Origin of the sequence: Micromonospora sp. NPDC002575, from assembly GCF_042889525.1 — a bacterium.
Taxonomy (GTDB): Bacteria; Actinomycetota; Actinomycetes; order Mycobacteriales; family Micromonosporaceae; genus Micromonospora; species Micromonospora carbonacea.
The window spans coordinates 272,810-290,255 of record NZ_JBIARA010000001.1; the positions used below are offsets into that span (position 1 = coordinate 272,810).

12 protein-coding genes are annotated in these 17,446 nt (G+C 69.3%); all 12 read right to left on the reverse strand.

Going from position 1 to position 17,446, the window contains the following annotated elements; translation table 11 throughout:
• The 12 genes from rplW to ACFYWL_RS01330 all read right to left on the reverse strand — a co-directional run bounded on the left by rplW (position 1) and on the right by ACFYWL_RS01330 (position 16,864).
• Positions 1–303 carry a 50S ribosomal protein L23 gene (gene rplW / locus ACFYWL_RS01275; protein ID WP_007073034.1) on the reverse strand — a complete coding sequence of 101 codons (303 nt, stop codon included), beginning with the start codon at positions 301–303 and terminating at the stop codon, positions 1–3.
• The gene (gene rplD / locus ACFYWL_RS01280) at positions 300–950 is read right to left on the reverse strand and encodes a 50S ribosomal protein L4 (RefSeq protein ID WP_386965708.1); all 651 of its coding nucleotides are present in this window, start codon (positions 948–950) and stop codon (positions 300–302) included. The genes rplW and rplD overlap by 4 nt, the downstream gene beginning before the upstream one ends.
• Positions 947–1,612 (reverse strand): 50S ribosomal protein L3, encoded by a 666-nt coding sequence (gene rplC / locus ACFYWL_RS01285; protein WP_386965711.1) that lies wholly within the window; start codon positions 1,610–1,612, stop codon positions 947–949. The genes rplD and rplC overlap by 4 nt, the downstream gene beginning before the upstream one ends.
• Positions 1,613–1,623: 11 nt before the next feature.
• Positions 1,624–1,932, reverse strand: coding sequence for a 30S ribosomal protein S10 (gene rpsJ / locus ACFYWL_RS01290; RefSeq protein ID WP_007073037.1), 309 nt, complete (start codon positions 1,930–1,932; stop codon positions 1,624–1,626).
• A 366-nt stretch (positions 1,933–2,298) separates the two neighbouring features.
• Positions 2,299–3,492 (reverse strand): elongation factor Tu, encoded by a 1,194-nt coding sequence (tuf, locus tag ACFYWL_RS01295; RefSeq protein WP_043965499.1) that lies wholly within the window; start codon positions 3,490–3,492, stop codon positions 2,299–2,301.
• A 222-nt stretch (positions 3,493–3,714) separates the two neighbouring features.
• Positions 3,715–5,811 carry an elongation factor G gene (gene fusA / locus ACFYWL_RS01300; protein WP_386965714.1) on the reverse strand — a complete coding sequence of 699 codons (2,097 nt, stop codon included), beginning with the start codon at positions 5,809–5,811 and terminating at the stop codon, positions 3,715–3,717.
• Between the two features lie 76 nt (positions 5,812–5,887).
• Positions 5,888–6,358, reverse strand: a complete 471-nt coding sequence (gene rpsG / locus ACFYWL_RS01305) for a 30S ribosomal protein S7 (RefSeq protein ID WP_013735957.1) — start codon at positions 6,356–6,358, stop codon at positions 5,888–5,890.
• Position 6,359: 1 nt separating this feature from the next.
• Entirely contained in the window at positions 6,360–6,734 is a 375-nt protein-coding gene (rpsL, locus tag ACFYWL_RS01310; RefSeq protein ID WP_014440718.1) for a 30S ribosomal protein S12, read from the reverse strand.
• A gap of 625 nt (positions 6,735–7,359) precedes the next feature.
• The gene (locus tag ACFYWL_RS01315; protein ID WP_386966698.1) at positions 7,360–7,728 is read right to left on the reverse strand and encodes a hypothetical protein; all 369 of its coding nucleotides are present in this window, start codon (positions 7,726–7,728) and stop codon (positions 7,360–7,362) included.
• Positions 7,729–8,890: 1,162 nt separating this feature from the next.
• Positions 8,891–9,259 (reverse strand): hypothetical protein, encoded by a 369-nt coding sequence (locus ACFYWL_RS01320; RefSeq protein WP_386965719.1) that lies wholly within the window; start codon positions 9,257–9,259, stop codon positions 8,891–8,893.
• A gap of 166 nt (positions 9,260–9,425) precedes the next feature.
• Positions 9,426–13,313: a DNA-directed RNA polymerase subunit beta' gene (locus ACFYWL_RS01325; RefSeq protein ID WP_178066444.1), complete on the reverse strand. Its 3,888-nt coding sequence runs from the start codon at positions 13,311–13,313 to the stop codon at positions 9,426–9,428.
• A 119-nt stretch (positions 13,314–13,432) separates the two neighbouring features.
• On the reverse strand, positions 13,433–16,864 hold the full coding sequence (locus tag ACFYWL_RS01330) for a DNA-directed RNA polymerase subunit beta (RefSeq protein WP_386965723.1): 3,432 nt from the start codon (positions 16,862–16,864) through the stop codon (positions 13,433–13,435).
• Positions 16,865–17,446 lie beyond the last annotated feature (582 nt).

Here is a 17,446-nt window from a genome sequence, read left to right on the forward strand (position 1 = left end):
TCAGCTGACCGGGCCGCCGAAGGCCTCGATACGGTCACCGTCAGCCAGCTTCACGATCGCCCGCTTGGTGGCCTTGCGCTGACCGAAGCCGGTCTTGGTGCGCTTGCGCTTGCCCTCGCGGTTGAGCGTGTTGACCGTCAGGACGCGGACGTTGAAGATCTGCTGGATAGCGATCTTGATCTCGGTCTTGTTGGCGTCCGGGTGCACCAGGAAGGTGTACCAGTTCCGGTTCAGCTCGCTGTAGCTCTTCTCCGAGACGACCGGCGCGATGATGACGTCACGCGGATCGGCGATCGTGCTCACTTGTCACCCTCCTCGGTGGTCTCGGCCGGCACACCCAGGAACTCGTCCAGGGCGTCCTTGGTGAAGACCACGTCGTCGGCCACCAGCACGTCGTACGTGTTGAGCTGGCCGGCCTCGATCAGGTGCACCCGCGGCTCGTTGCGCAGCGACACCCAGTTCAGCTCGTCGGTGCTGCTCAGCACGACCAGGACGCGCCGCGCCTCGGTCAGCTTGGCCAGCGTGGCCAGGGCGGCCTTGGTCGACGGCTTCTCGCCCGAGACGAACGCCTCGACGACGTGCACCTGGCCGGCGCGGGCCCGGTCGGAGAGGGCGCCACGCAGGGCGGCGGCCTTCATCTTCTTCGGGGTCCGCTGGCTGTAGTCGCGCGGCACCGGGCCGTGGACCACGCCACCGCCGGCGAACTGCGGCGCGCGGATCGAGCCCTGGCGGGCCCGACCGGTGCCCTTCTGCTTGTACGGCTTCTTGCCGCCACCGGCGACCTCGCCGCGGGTCTTGGTCTTGTGCGTGCCCTGCCGGGCGGCCGCGAGCTGGGCCACCACGACCTGGTGCATCAGCGCGATGTTGGCCTGGACGTCGAAGACGTCGGCGGGCAGCTCGACGGTGCCGCTCTTCGCGCCTTCGACGTTGAGCACGTCAACGGTGGTCACTTGGCCGCACCGCCCTTCTTCGCCTTGACCTTGGCCGCGGTGCGGACCAGGACCAGCGCGCCCTTCGGGCCGGGGATGGCGCCGCGGACGAGCAGGAGGTTGTTCTCGGTGTCGACCGCCTGGACGGTCAGGTTCTGGACGGTGTAGCGGACGCCACCCATCCGACCCGCCATCCGGGTGCCCTTGAAGACGCGACCCGGGGTGGCGCAGGCGCCGATCGAGCCCGGCGAGCGGTGCTTGCGCTCGACACCGTGGCTGGCGCGCAGACCGTGGAAGCCGTGCCGCTTCATCGGGCCGGCGTAGCCCTTGCCCTTGGTCTTGCCGGTGACGTCGATGGTGACGCCCACCGGGAACTGCTCGACCGTGACCTCCTGGCCCAGCGAGTAGTCCGCGGCGTCCGTGGTGCGCAGCTCGACGATGTGCCGGCGCGGCGCCACGTCCGCCTTCGCGTAGTGCCCGCTGACCGGCTTCTTGACCTTGCGCGGGTCGATGGTGCCGTACGCGAGCTGGACCGCGGAGTAACCGTCCTTCTCGGCGCTACGAACCTGGCTGACGACGCACGGGCCGGCCTGAACCACGGTCACGGGCACAACCTTGTTGTTGTCCCAGACCTGGGTCATGCCGAGCTTGGCGCCCAGGATCCCCTTGACTTGCCTGTCCATTTGTCCGGTCCCTACAGCTTGATCTCGATGTCGACGCCAGCCGGCAGGTCGAGGCGCATGAGCGAGTCGACCGTCTTCGGGGTCGGGTCGATGATGTCGATCAGCCGCTTGTGCGTACGCATCTCGAAGTGCTCGCGCGAGTCCTTGTACTTGTGCGGCGAGCGGATAACGCAGAAACGGTTGATCTCCGTGGGCAGCGGCACCGGGCCAGCGACCTGCGCCCCGGTACGCGTCACCGTCTCGACGATCTTCCGAGCCGAGGAGTCGACGACCTCGTGGTCATAGGCCTTGAGCCGGATGCGGATCTTCTGTCCCGCCATGGTGGCTTCTGTTCCTTCTCTCGATGCCGCTGTGTTGCGGGCGCCTGCACCGGCTGGTGCAGGCCCACTTCCGCCGACCCCCGCGGTCGGGCGTGTCGCGCCCTCGGACCAGGCTCCGCCCCGGGACCCCGGAGCTCTGCTGGCCATGCGGTGGGTCAATGACGCCGATCGCGTTCACCGCGACCCGGACGCCGTGCGAGGGTGGTTGGCCGCCCAGTGGCAGGCCAACCACCCTACGCGCGACTGTTCAACGACCCGGAGGTCCAGCGGATGCCGGACACGGGCGAAGAACTGCCGTTACGCAACCTGACTAGTATGCCGCACGACCGGCGGCGACGCTAATCGGGGTTACCCACTTCACCCAGTTCACTTGACGATCTTGGTGACCCGACCCGCGCCGACCGTACGGCCACCCTCCCGGATCGCGAACTTGAGGTTCTCCTCCATCGCGATGGGCTGGATGAGCTTGACGCTCATCGTGGTGTTGTCGCCCGGCATGACCATCTCGGTGCCCTCGGGCAGCGTGACGACGCCGGTGACGTCCGTGGTGCGGAAGTAGAACTGCGGGCGGTAGTTCTGGAAGAACGGGGTGTGCCGGCCGCCCTCCTCCTTGGAGAGGATGTAGACCGTCGCCTCGAACTCCGTGTGCGGAGTCGTGGTGCCCGGCTTGATGACGACCATGCCGCGCTCGACGTCCTCGCGCTTGGTGCCACGCAGCAGGAGACCGACGTTCTCACCCGCGCGCGCGTCGTCCAGGGTCTTCCGGAACATCTCGATCGCGGTGACCTTGGTCTTGAAGCCCTTCTCGCGGATGCCGACGACCTCGACGTCCTCGTTCGGGAGCAGCACGCCACGCTCGACACGACCGGTGACGACGGTGCCACGACCGGTGATCGTGAAGACGTCCTCGACGGGCATGAGGAACGGCTTCTCGGTCTCGCGCTCCGGCTGCGGGATCGCGGTGTCGACCGCGTTCATCAGCTCGAGCAGCTTCTCGGTCCAGACCGGGTCGCCCTCGAGCGCCTTCAGCGCGGAGACCTGCACGACCGGCAGGTCGTCGCCCGGGTACTCCTGCGAGGAGAGCAGCTCGCGGACCTCGAGCTCGACGAGCTCCAGGAGCTCGGCGTCGTCGACCATGTCGCTCTTGTTGAGCGCCACGACGATGTACGGCACACCGACCTGACGGGCCAGCAGCACGTGCTCGCGGGTCTGCGGCATCGGGCCGTCGGTCGCCGCCACCACCAGGATCGCGCCGTCCATCTGCGCGGCACCGGTGATCATGTTCTTGATGTAGTCGGCGTGCCCGGGGCAGTCGACGTGCGCGTAGTGCCGCGCCTCGGTCTGGTACTCGACGTGCGCGATGGAGATCGTGATGCCGCGGGCCTTCTCCTCCGGCGCCTTGTCGATCTCGTCGAACGGGGTGTACGGGTTCAGGTCCGGGAACTGGTCGTGCAGGACCTTGGTGATGGCCGCCGTCAGCGTCGTCTTACCGTGGTCGATGTGACCAATGGTGCCGATGTTGACGTGCGGCTTAGTCCGCTCGAACTTCGCCTTCGCCACTGGTGTCCTCCTGTGGACTTCTTGGTTCTTCTCGCCCCGGCACGCCAGGTAGGCGCTTAGGACTCTGTCGACAGCCTTTCCGGCCGTGCGGCCGGGAAGCTTTTGTGGGCTCTGCGGCGATGAAGCCTACAGGCCCGGTCTCACACAACCCGACCGAGGTGGCCGCGGGCGGGAGTCCCTCCCGCGACCAGCCCCGGTTCATCGGATCAGCTCAGGCGAGCGTCACTCACCAGTCGCCTTGGCGATGATCTCCTTGGCCACCGAGGCCGGAATCTCGGCGTAGGAGTCGAACTGCATGCTGTAGCTGGCCCGGCCCTGGGTCTTCGACCGCAGGTCGCCGACGTAGCCGAACATCTCCGACAGCGGCACCAGCGCCCTCACGATGCGGGTGCCGCTGCGCTCCTCCATCGCCTGGATGATGCCACGGCGGGAGTTGAGGTCGCCGATGACGTCACCCATGTTCTCCTCAGGAGTGGTGACCTCGACGGACATCACCGGCTCCAACAGCGCCGGGTCGGCCTTGCGGGCCGCCTCCTTCAGCGCCATCGAGCCAGCGATCTTGAACGCCATCTCGGACGAGTCGACCTCGTGGTACTGGCCGTCCACCAGCGTCAGCTTGACACCCACCAGCGGGAAGCCGGCGAGGATGCCGTACTGCATGGCGTCCTGGGCGCCCGCGTCCACCGACGGGATGAACTCCCGGGGGATACGGCCACCGGTGACGGCGTTCGCGAACTCGTAGGTCGGCGAGTCGTTGTCCAGCGGCAGCGGCTCCAGGCTGATGATGACCCGGGCGTACTGGCCGGAACCACCGGTCTGCTTCTTGTGGGTGAACTCGACCTTCTCCACCTTGCGGCGGATGGTCTCGCGGTACGCCACCTGCGGCTTGCCGATGTTCGCCTCGACGTTGAACTCGCGGCGCATCCGGTCGACCAGGATGTCCAGGTGGAGCTCGCCCATGCCGGAGATGACCGTCTGGCCGGTCTCGTCGTCCAGCTTGACGCGGAAGGTCGGATCCTCCTCGGCCAGCCGCTGGATGGCGGTGCTGAGCTTCTCCTGGTCGGCCTTGGTCTTCGGCTCGATGGCGACCTCGATGACCGGCTCCGGGAACGTCATCGACTCCAGGATGACCGGGTTCGCCGGGTCGCACAGCGTGTCGCCGGTGGTGGTCTGCTTGAGACCCTGCACCGCGATGATGTCGCCAGCCTGGGCCGAGCCGCGCTCTTCCCGCTTGTTGGCGTGCATCTGGTAGATCTTGCCGATGCGCTCCTTGCGGTCCTTGGTGGAGTTGACCACCTGGGACCCGGACTCGACCACGCCGGAGTAGACCCGGACGTAGGTGAGCTTGCCGAGGTGCTTGTCGGTCTGGATCTTGAAGGCGAGACCGGAGAACGGCTCCTTCTTCGACGGCTTCCGCTGCAGCGGCGTCTCGCCGTCGGTCGCGGTGCCCTCGATGGCCGGGATGTCCAGCGGCGACGGCAGGAAGTCGACCACGGCGTCGAGCATGGGCTGGACGCCCTTGTTCTTGAACGCCGAGCCGCAGAGCACCGGGTTGGCCTTGCCGGCGATCGTGGCACGCCGGATGGCGGCCTTGATCTCCTCGACGGAGATCTCCTCGCCCTCCAGGTACTTCTCCATCACCGCGTCGTCGACGTCGGCCAGGGTCTCCATCAGCTTCTCGCGCCACTCCGCGGCGGAGTCGGCGAGGTCGGCCGGGATCTCCTCGATCGCGTAGTCCTCACCCTTCTGGGTCTCCCCGCGCCAGGTGAGGGCGCGCATGCCGATCAGGTCGACGACGCCGATGTGGTCGCCCTCCAGCCCGATCGGGATCTGGAGCACGAGCGGGGTGGCGTTCAGCCGGTCGATCATCATCTGGACGCAGCGGAAGAAGTCCGCGCCGGTGCGGTCGAGCTTGTTGACGAAGCACATCCGCGGGACGTTGTACTTGTCGGCCTGACGCCAGACGTTCTCCGTCTGCGGCTCCACGCCGGCCACGCCGTCGTAGACCGCGACCGCACCGTCCAGCACCCGCAGCGACCGCTCGACCTCGACCGTGAAGTCGACGTGACCGGGCGTGTCGATGATCTGGATCGTGTGGCCCTTCCACTCACACTTGGTGGCAGCGGAGGTGATGGTGATACCACGCTCCTGCTCCTGCTCCATCCAGTCCATGACGGCAGCGCCCTCGTGGACCTCACCGATCTTGTACGTGATACCGGTGTAGAAGAGGATCCGCTCGGTGGTAGTGGTCTTACCGGCATCGATGTGCGCCATGATGCCGATGTTGCGTACGTTGGCGAGCGCGTCTGCGGCGGCCACTTCAATCCCTACTTATCGTCGTCTCGACACAACTGGTGGTGGTTCCGACGCCACGTGGGCGCCGGAACCAGATGTGTTACCAGCGGTAGTGCGCGAAGGCCTTGTTCGACTCGGCCATCTTGTGCGTGTCCTCGCGCCGCTTGACGGCGGCGCCGAGGCCGTTGCTCGCGTCCAGCAGCTCGTTCATCAGCCGCTCGACCATGGTCTTCTCGCGCCGGGCGCGAGAGTAGGTGACCAGCCAGCGCAGGCCCAGGGTGGTCGCCCGGGCCGGGCGGACCTCGACCGGGACCTGGTAGGTGGCGCCACCGACACGGCGGCTGCGCACCTCGAGGGTCGGCTTGACGTTGTCCATCGCCCGCTTCAGGGTGACGACCGGGTCGGTGCCGGACTTCTCGCGGCAGCCCTCCAGGGCCGCGTACACGATGCGCTCGGCGAGCTGGCGCTTGCCGCGCAGCAGGATCTTGTTCACCAGCTGGGTGACCAACGGCGAGTTGTACACCGGGTCAGCGACCAGCGGCTTCCGCGGAGCGGGTCCCTTACGCGGCATCTCAGCTCTTCTCCTTCTTCGCGCCGTAACGGCTGCGCGCCTGCTTGCGGTTGCGGACACCCTGGGTGTCCAGCGAACCGCGGACGATCTTGTAACGCACGCCGGGAAGGTCCTTCACCCGGCCGCCGCGGACGAGCACGATGGAGTGCTCCTGGAGGTTGTGACCCACGCCCGGGATGTAGGCGGTCACCTCGATCTGGCTGCTGAGCTTGACACGAGCGACCTTGCGCAGCGCCGAGTTCGGCTTCTTCGGGGTGGTGGTGTACACGCGGGTGCACACGCCGCGCCGCTGAGGGGAACCCTTCAGCGCCGGGGTCTTGGTCTTGCTCGTCTTCGCCTGGCGGCCCTTTCGGACCAGCTGCTGGATCGTGGGCACCGGGTTTCTCCGCTCCCTTCGGCCGCCTTCCGGCGACCGCGCCGTCTGCTCGTAGCCATCCCTCGTGGAAAGGCTCTCCTACATTCCGGCCAGGGCCACCTTGCGGAGGTCCCGGCACCCGCGGTCGGGCGTGTCGCCCGGCTCACGGTCCCGGTGCCGTCGCTCGCGCGCGCACCGGATTTCTGTCACCGGCACACGGTCACCGCGCGCCGGGTCTTTTGGCTCTGTCGTGCTGCCGCGTGATCACCGGGAACCGGGTCCGACGCACGCACGAGTTGCCCGGGCGAGCCCGGGCACAAGGGGAAAGAGTACCTATCACAGCCGCACAGGTCAAAACGGAGAGGTACCGGAGATCAGCGTCACCGCCCTGCCGGCCGAACCGTCGCGCCTGCCCACCCGCGATGGGCACCTACGGAAACAAGTGTAACGGCTACCGCCGCACCCGGCCCGTCGGCCCTCACCGGAGCCGCCATGTCGGCGACATGGCGGTATCCCGGCACCCACGACCCCGCCATGTCGCCGACATGGTGTCGATCAACCCGGGCCACACCCGGCCACACGCGAGAACGGGCCGGGCAGAGGCCGAGACCGGGGCAGAGGCCAGGCAGAGAGCGGGCGGGGGACTCTATCCCAGGGCGAGCAGCAGCCCCAGGCCCAGACCCAGCAGGCTGAGCACCACGCCGGCCACGCCGCAGCTGATCCCGGCCACCGCCAGGCCCTGGCCGGTGAAGTGCACCGCCGGCGGGGGTGCCGGGCGGCGGATCTGCCGCCTGCCGAGCAGACCGGCCACCACGGCAGCCGTGCCCGCCAACAGCCCAAGGACCGTGAACACACCGGCGGCCCACGCCCCCTGGGTGCCCGCGGTCGCCCCGAGGCAGATCACCAGGAGCGACACCAGGGCGGAGGCGATGCCCGCGACCAGGGAGCCGATCGCGAGCCCGGATGTCACCGGGGGGACGTCGAGATGCACCACGCCGAACGGGGTGCCCGGCACCGGGTCGACCCGCTTGGGCGGCCGGGCCGCCTCCCTCGGCGGCGGGGGCACCGCCCCCCAGGCGGCACCCGACCCGCCCCAGGCACCGCCCGACACCTGCCCCGGTTGGCCGCCCGGCACCCGGCCTGGGTAGCCAGCCGGCACATGGCCCGGTTGGCCGCCCGGCACCTGGCCCGGGTAGCCAGCCGGCACATGGCCCGGTTGGCCGCCCGGCACCTGGCCCGGGTAGCCAGCCGGCACATGGCCCGGGTAGCCGCCCGGCACATGGCCTGGATAGCCGCCCGGCTGGGCCGTGACGGGGTGCTGCCCCGACCAGGGAACGGGGCCCGACTGCCCCCCGGCCACCGGCTGCGGGACGGGGCCCGACTGCGGCCCGGCCACCGGCTGCGGGCCGGGACCTGGTCGCCCCCCGGCCACCGGCTGCGGGACGGGGCCCGACTGCGGCCCGGCCACCGGCTGCGGGCCGGGACCTGGTTGCCCCCCGGCCACCGGCTGCGGGACGGGGCCAGGTTGCCCGGCGGGACCTGGTTGCCCGGCAGGATTCGGTTGCCCCGCGGGTCCCAACTGCGCGGGCGAAACCGACTGTGCCGTGGGAGACGACTGTGGGGCGAAGCCCGACGACGCGGCGGAAACCGGCGGCGCAGGGAATGCCGACGGCCCAGGGGAAGCCGGCCACTCGGCGGAAGCCGGCGACGCCGAGGGACCCGGCGGCGCTGCGGGGACCGGTTGTGGCCCGGAACTCGGCTGCGCGGCGTCGCCGGCCGCCGGGGCGGGACCGAACTGCGGCGGGGAGCCAGCCGCCGGGCCGGGACCGGGCCCGGGGAACGGATCGGGCTGCGGGAACGCGCCGGCGGAGGGCACGGTGCTCCCGTTCGGCGGGGAGGCCGACGACGGGGCGTGCTCGCTGGGGGCGTCCGGTGTCGGGGGGCCGGTGCCGGTGGCGGGCCGGGCCCAGGGGCTCTCCTCCGACGCCGCCGGCGACCCCGCCGGATCCGGGAGCGCGGCGGATCCCTCCGCCGACTCGCCCGAGGGCCGCGCCGGTTCCGTCACGAGGGCCTCCTGTCACCGATCGTCGTCCACCGCCGTGCGGCGGACACCGGCCAGGCTACCGTCGCCCGGCCAACCCCGTGGGCGCGCGTCGACGCCTCCCCCGCCGGGGCGATCAGTCCACGTTCGGGGCGTAGTCGTGCCCGAACGGCGCGCCCGCCACTCCCACCAGGCCGATCACCAGGGCCGCCACCACGGCCGCCGCGACCAGGACCAGCCCGGCCCAGGCCAGCCGCTCCCCGCGCCGCAGCCAGGCCGCGCCGGTGAGGAAGCCCCCCGAGGCGTACGCCTCGCGGCGGGCCTGCCGGGCCAGCACGAGAGCGAGCGTGGCCGGCACCACCCCGCCGACGAAGATCCCGGTCAGCGCGCCCATCAGGCCGAGCGCGAAGACCGCCCGGGCCTTGCTGGAGCGCACCGGGTCGGGGTCGAGCGGATGGCGTGCCCCGTGCGGGGCGACGGGCACCTGCCCGGGTGCGATCGTCATGCCCTCCATCATGCCCGCCCCCCGCGACGATCCCAGCCGACCACGGGGAGATGGCGGTATCCCAAGCGTGCAACCCCGCCACGTCGGCGACATGGCGGGGTCGCGCCTGGCCCGACGCGACGAGGCCCCCGGCGGTGCGCCGGGGGCCTCGTCGTCAGTGCGTGATCTAGCGGTACGACCCGAAGTCGAAGTCGTCCAGCGGCACGGCCTGCCCGCTGGCCGGCCCGAAGCCGTAGTCGGTCTCCGGGTATCCGGTCATCGAGTAGACCTTGGCCTTGGCCTCCTCGGTCGGCTCGACCCGGACGTTGCGGTACTTGCTGATGCCCGTACCGGCCGGGATGAGCTTACCGATGATCACGTTCTCCTTGAGGCCGATCAGCGAGTCGCTGCGGGCGTGGATCGCCGCGTCCGTCAGCACCCGGGTGGTCTCCTGGAAGGAGGCCGCCGACAGCCAGGAGTCCGTGGCCAGCGAGGCCTTGGTGATGCCCATCAGCACGGGGCGACCGGCGGCGGGCTCGCCACCCTCGCCGACGAGCCGGCGGTTCTCCGACTCGAACAGCGCCCGGTCGACCAGCACGCCCGGCAGGAACTCGGTCGAGCCGGAGTCGATGACCGTCACCCGCTTGAGCATCTGGCGGATGATGATCTCGATGTGCTTGTCGTGGATGAGCACGCCCTGCGAGCGGTAGACCTCCTGGACCTCCTGGGTCAGGTGGACCTGGACCGCGCGCGGGCCGAGGATGCGCAGCAGCTCGTGCGGGTCGATGGTGCCCTCGGTGAGCTTCTCGCCGACCTCGACGTGGTCGCCGTCGTGGGCCCGCAGCCGGACCCGCTTGGAGATCTTGTCGTAGACGATCTCGTCGGAGCCGTCGTCCGGCACCACGATGATCTTCCGCGACCGCTCGCCGTCCTCGATCCGGATCCGGCCCGGGGTGTCGGCGATGGGCGCCTTGCCCTTCGGGACGCGGGCCTCGAAGATCTCCTGGACACGCGGCAGACCCTGGGTGATGTCCTCACCCGCGACACCACCGGTGTGGAACGTACGCATCGTCAGCTGCGTACCGGGCTCACCGATCGACTGGGCGGCGATGATGCCGACCGCCTCGCCGACGTCCACGGTCTTGCCGGTCGGCAGCGAGCGGCCGTAGCACGCACCGCAGACGCCCAGCTTCGACTCGCAGGTGAGCACGCTGCGCACCCGCACCGTCTCCGTCCCGGCGGCGACGATCGCGTCGACCAGGATGGAGTTGATGTCCTGGCCCCGGTGGGCGACGACGGTGCCGTCCGGGCCCTTGATGTCGTCGGCCAGGGTCCGGGCGTGGACGCTGGTCTCGGCGTGCTCGTGGACGTACAGCTTGCCGTCGCGCCGCTCGCCGATCTGCATCGGGATGGCCCGGTCGGTGCCGCAGTCCTCCTCGCGGATGATGACGTCCTGCGAGACGTCCACCAGACGACGGGTCAGGTAACCCGAGTCGGCGGTCCGCAGCGCGGTGTCGGCGAGACCCTTACGGGCACCGTGCGTGGAGATGAAGTATTCCAGCACGGAGAGACCCTCGCGGTACGACGCCTTGATCGGACGCGGGATGATCTCACCCTTGGGGTTGGCCACCAGACCACGGATCGCGGCGATCTGGCGGAGCTGGAGCAGGTTACCGCGGGCACCCGAGTTGATCATCTTCCACAGCGGGTTCTCCTGCGGCAGCGCGGTGTCCATCTCCTTGGCGACCTCGTTGGTCGCCTTGGTCCAGATCTCGATGAGCTCGCCGCGACGCTCCTCGGCGGTCATCAGACCACGCTGGTACTGCTTGTCGATCCGGTCGGCTTCCTTCTCGTACCGCTCCAGGATCTCCCGCTTGCGCGGCGGAGCGATGACGTCCTCCATGCCGATCGTCACGCCGGACCAGGTGGCCCAGTGGAAACCGGCCTCCTTGAGCCCGTCGAGGGTCGCGGCGAGGGCGACCTTCGGGAAGCGCTCGGCGAGGTCGTTGACGATCGCGGAGAGCTGACCCTTGCGGATCTCGTAGTTCACGAAGCGGTAGCCCTGCGGCAGCGTCTCGTTGAACAGCACCCGGCCCAGGGTGGTCTCGACGGTGAGCGGCTCACCCTCGACCCAGCCCTCCGGCGCGACCCACGGCTGCGCGCCGGCGCCGTTGTCGACCCCGACCAGCCCGCGCAGCCGGATCCGCACCGGCGCCTGCAGGTGCAGCTCGCCGGCGTCGAACGCCATCCGCGCCTCGGCGTCCGAGCTGAACGCCCGGCCCTCGCCCTTCTCACCGGCGGTGAGGTGGGTGAGGTGGTAGAGGCCGATGACCATGTCCTGGGTGGGCATGGTGACGGGCTTGCCGTCGGCCGGCTTGAGGATGTTGTTCGACGACAGCATCAGGATCCGCGCCTCGGCCTGCGCCTCGGCGGACAGCGGCACGTGGACCGCCATCTGGTCGCCGTCGAAGTCGGCGTTGAACGCGGTGCAGACCAGCGGGTGGATCTGGATGGCCTTGCCCTCGACCAGCTGCGGCTCGAAGGCCTGGATGCCCAGGCGGTGCAGGGTCGGCGCGCGGTTGAGCAGCACCGGGTGCTCGCCGATGACCTCTTCCAGCACGTCCCACACGACCGGCCGCTGCCGCTCGACCATCCGCTTGGCGGACTTGATGTTCTGCGCGTGGTTGAGGTCGACCAGCCGCTTCATCACGAAGGGCTTGAACAGCTCCAGCGCCATCTGCTTGGGCAGGCCGCACTGGTGCAGCTTCAGCTTCGGGCCGACCACGATGACCGAACGGCCGGAGTAGTCGACGCGCTTGCCGAGCAGGTTCTGCCGGAACCGGCCCTGCTTGCCCTTGAGCATGTCGGACAGCGACTTGAGCGGGCGGTTGCCCGGGCCGGTGACCGGCCGGCCGCGGCGGCCGTTGTCGAACAGCGCGTCGACGGCCTCCTGGAGCATCCGCTTCTCGTTGTTGACGATGATCTCGGGCGCGCCGAGGTCGATCAACCGCTTGAGGCGGTTGTTCCGGTTGATCACGCGGCGGTACAGGTCGTTGAGGTCGGAGGTCGCGAAGCGGCCACCGTCGAGCTGCACCATCGGGCGCAGGTCCGGCGGGATGACCGGGACGCAGTCCAGCACCATGCCGAGCGGCGAGTTGCGGGTGTTCAGGAACGCCGCGACGACCTTGAGCCGCTTGAGCGCCCGGATCTTCCGCTGGCCCTTGCCGGAGCGGATGGTCTCGCGCAGGCTCTCGGCCTCGGCGTCGAGGTCCATGTTCTGGACCAGCGCCTTGATCGCCTCGGCGCCCATGCCGCCGGTGAAGTACTCGCCGAACCGGTCGCGCAGCTCCCGGTAGAGCAGTTCGTCGGTGACGAGCTGCTTCGGCTCCAGCTTGCGGAAGGTGTCGAGCACCTCGTCCAGGCGGTCGATCTCGCGCTGGGCCCGGTCGCGGATCTGGCGCATCTCGCGCTCTCCGCCCTCCTTGACCTTGCGCCGGACGTCCGCCTTCGCGCCCTCGGCCTCCAGCTCGGCCAGGTCGGCCTCCAGCTTGGCGGCCCGCTTCTCGATCTCCGAGTCGCGGCTGTTCTCCGACTGCCGCTTCTCGGCCAGGATCTCGTTCTCGATGGTCGAGAGGTCACGGTGACGCGACTCGGCGTCCACGCTCGTCACGACGTACGAGGCGAAGTAGATGATCTTTTCGAGGTCCTTCGGGGCGAGGTCCAGCAGGTAGCCCAGCCGGCTCGGCACGCCCTTGAAGTACCAGATGTGGGTCACCGGAGCGGCCAGCTCGATGTGCCCCATCCGCTCGCGGCGGACCTTGGAGCGGGTCACCTCGACGCCGCAGCGCTCGCAGATGATGCCCTTGAACCGGACCCGCTTGTACTTACCGCAGTAGCACTCCCAGTCCCGCTGCGGACCGAAGATCTTCTCGCAGAAGAGCCCGTCCTTTTCCGGCTTGAGGGTGCGGTAGTTGATCGTCTCGGGCTTCTTGACCTCGCCGTGCGACCACTGACGGATGTCGTCGGCGGTGGCGAGACCGATGCGCAGCTCGTCGAAGAAGTTGACGTCGAGCACTATGTCCCCTATGTCGTCGTCTTTAAAGCTAGCTAATCCGTGGGGTTCGGGGCAGGGTGACCGGCGGAAGGATCAAGCCTGACCGCCTGGAGCCGGTCACCCTGCCCCGAACCACCACCTCACACCTCTTCGACCGAGCTCGGCTCGCGCCGGGACAGGTCGATGCCCAGCTCCTCTGCGGCCCGGAACACCTCGTCGTCGGTCTCGCGCATCTCCAGGGCCACGCCGTCGCTGGAGAGCACCTCGACGTTCAGGCACAGCGACTGGAGCTCCTTGAGCAACACCTTGAACGACTCCGGAATGCCCGGCTCCGGGATGTTCTCGCCCTTGACGATCGCCTCGTAGACCTTGACCCGGCCCAGGACGTCGTCGGACTTGATGGTCAGCAGCTCCTGCAGGGCGTACGCGGCGCCGTACGCCTGCATCGCCCAGCACTCCATCTCGCCGAAGCGCTGGCCACCGAACTGCGCCTTACCACCCAGCGGCTGCTGCGTGATCATCGAGTACGGGCCGGTCGACCGGGCGTGGATCTTGTCGTCGACCAGGTGGTTGAGCTTCAGGATGTAGATGTAGCCGACCGCGATCGGGTCCGGCAGCGGCTCGCCGGAGCGACCGTCGAACAGCTGCGCCTTGCCGGAGGAGCCGATGAGCTGCTTGCCGTCCCGGTTGGGCAGGGTCGACGCGAGCAGACCGGAGATCTCCTCCTCGCGGGCGCCGTCGAAGACCGGCGTGGCCACGTTGGTGTCCGGCTCGGACTCGTGCGCCTCGATGGAGCGCAGCTGGCGCTTCCACTCGGCGTCGTCGCCGTCGACGCTCCACCCCGTCTTGGCCACCCAGCCGAGGTGCGTCTCCAGCACCTGGCCGATGTTCATCCGGGACGGCACACCCAGCGGGTTGAGCACGATGTCGACCGGGGTGCCGTCCTCCAGGAACGGCATGTCCTCGATCGGCAGGATCTTCGAGATGACGCCCTTGTTGCCGTGCCGGCCGGCGAGCTTGTCGCCGTCCTGGATCTTCCGCTTCTGGGCGACGTAGACCCGGACCAGCTCGTTGACGCCCGGGGGCAGCTCGTCGCCGTCCTCGCGGGAGAACGTGCGCACGCCGATGACCGTGCCGGTCTCGCCGTGCGGCACCTTCAGCGAGGTGTCCCGGACCTCGCGCGCCTTCTCGCCGAAGATCGCGCGGAGCAGCCGCTCCTCCGGGGTCAGCTCGGTCTCGCCCTTGGGCGTGACCTTGCCGACCAGGATGTCGCCGGGGACGACCTCGGCGCCGATCCGGATGATGCCGCGCTCGTCGAGGTCGGCGAGCATCTCCTCGCTGACGTTCGGGATGTCGCGGGTGATCTCCTCCGGGCCGAGCTTGGTGTCCCGCGCGTCGACCTCGTGCTCCTCGATGTGGATCGAGGTGAGCACGTCCTGCTGCACGAGGCGCTGCGACAGGATGATCGCGTCCTCGTAGTTGTGGCCCTCCCAGCACATGAACGCGACCAGCAGGTTGCGCCCGAGCGCCATCTCGCCCTCGTCGGTGCAGGGACCGTCGGCGATGACCTGGCCGGCCTCGACGCGGTCGCCCTCGAAGACGACCGGCTTCTGGTTGACGCAGGAGCCGGCGTTGGAGCGGCGGAACTTGTGCAGCAGGTACGTCCGGCGGTGGCCGTCGTCCTGGTGGATGGTGATGTAGTCGGCGCAGAGGTCCTCGATGACGCCGCCGACCTCGGCCACGACCACGTCACCGGCGTCGACGGCGGCACGGTATTCCATGCCGGTGCCGACCAGCGGCGACTCCGCCTTGACCAGCGGCACCGCCTGGCGCTGCATGTTCGCGCCCATCAGGGCCCGGTTGGCGTCGTCGTGCTCCAGGAACGGGATCATCGCGGTCGCGACCGAGGTCATCTGCCGCGGCGAGACGTCCATGTAGTCCACGGCGCCCGGCGCGACGTCCTCGGTCTCGCCGCCCTTACGGCGGACCAGGACCCGGTCCTCGGCGAACGTGCCGTCGGCCTTCAGCGGCGCGTTGGCCTGCGCCTTGACGAACCGGTCCTCCTCGTCCGCGGTCAGGTAGTCGATCTGGTCGGTGACCCGACCGTCGACGACCTTCCGGTACGGCGTCTCGATGAAGCCGAACGGGTTGACCCGGGCGAAGGTGGACAGCGCGCCGATCAGGCCGATGTTGGGGCCTTCGGGCGTCTCGATCGGGCACATCCGGCCGTAGTGGGACGGGTGCACGTCGCGGACCTCGAAGCCGGCCCGCTCCCGGGACAGACCACCCGGGCCGAGCGCGCTCAGCCGCCGCCGGTGGGTCAGGCCCGCCAGCGGGTTGGTCTGGTCCATGAACTGGGACAGCTGCGAGGTGCCGAAGAACTCCTTGATCGCCGCCACGACGGGGCGGATGTTGATCAGGGTCTGCGGCGTGATCGCCTCGACGTCCTGCGTGGTCATCCGCTCGCGGACGACCCGCTCCATCCGGGACAGGCCGACGCGGACCTGGTTCTGGATCAGCTCGCCCACGGTGCGCAGACGCCGGTTGCCGAAGTGGTCGATGTCGTCGGCCTCGTAGCCGTCCTCACCGGCGTGCAGCCGGCAGAGGTATTCCACGGTGGCGACGATGTCGTCCTCGGTGAGCGTGCCGGTGGTGATCGGCACGTCCAGCTCGAGCTTCTTGTTGAACTTGTATCGACCGACCTTGGCGACGTCGTACCGCTTCGGGTTGAAGAAGAGGTTGTCGAGCAGGGTCTGGGCGTTCTCGCGGGTCGGCGGCTCGCCGGGGCGGAGCTTGCGGTAGATGTCGAGCAGCGCCTCGTCCTGGCCGGCGATGTGGTCCTTCTCGAGCGTCGTCATCAGCAGCTCGGACCAGCCGAACTTCTCGCGGATCCGCTCGGCCGACCAACCGATGGCCTTGAGCAGGACGGTGACGGCCTGCCGGCGCTTGCGGTCGATGCGGACGCCGACGGTGTCGCGCTTGTCGATGTCGAACTCGAGCCAGGCACCCCGGCTCGGGATGACCTTGACGCTGGAGAGGTCGCGGTCGGAGGTCTTGTCCGGCTGCTTGTCGAAGTAGACGCCCGGGGACCGGACGAGCTGGCTGACCACGACGCGCTCGGTGCCGTTGATGATGAACGTGCCCTTGGGCGTCATCATCGGGAAGTCACCCATGAACACCGTCTGGCTCTTGATCTCGCCGGTGGTGTTGTTGGTGAACTCCGCCGTCACGAACAGCGGGGCGCAGTAGGTCAGGTCCTTCTCCTTGCACTCCTCGATCGAGGCCTTGACCTCGTCGAAGCGCGGCGCCGAGAAGGAGAGCGACATGGTGCCGGAAAAGTCCTCAATGGGACTGATCTCGTCGAGGATTTCCGCGAGACCCGAGCGTGCGTGCGGGTCGTCCGCCGACCGGCCCTGCCAAGCCTCGTTGCCGACGAGCCAGTCGAAGGACTCGTTCTGGATGGCGAGGAGGTTGGGGACCTCGAGGTGCTCGGTGATCCTGCCGAATGAAACTCGGCGGGGTGCGAAAGCGCTCGACGTACGACTGGTCTTCGCAGGGCGGGAAGCTGCCAAGATGCGTCCTTCCGAGGACCGGTGCTGCAGAACGGCTGGTACGCGTGCACTCCAATGACCCCACCAGAAATATCCGTAATCGGACATTTCTGCGCAGGGGTCAAGTCGGAAGGCAGCGCAAACTAGCAGTGTAGCCGAGAGGCTAACCGCTGTCCAGCCCAACCCGCAGGTCGCCGCGGAACGTGCCTCGGGGCCCCCGGAACGGGGCCTGACCGGGCCGCTCGGAACGCGGCATACCCACGGACCGCCCGGGTGCCACGGCGATGGTGCCGCCGCTGCCGTTGCCCGGATGGTGGCCGTCGCAAGCGCGGAAGGTCTTGCTGGTGTCAGCGTGCCTGGCAGCCGGGGGCCGCGTCAAGGGCCCGTCTCGTGCGCGACGGGTGTTTCCCACCCGTGGGCGACGGCCCCGAAGCGCCCCGCCGGAGGGCCCGGAGCGTCGCCGCCCTGCTCACGACGCTGTCAGGGAGTCACGACACGAACACGGCGGGGGGGGGTGCGCGTGCCGGGAACCCCCCCCCCCCCCGCCCGGGGGCCCGGGGGCCCGGGGGGGGGGCCGGGGCCCCCCCGCGGCCAAACACAAAA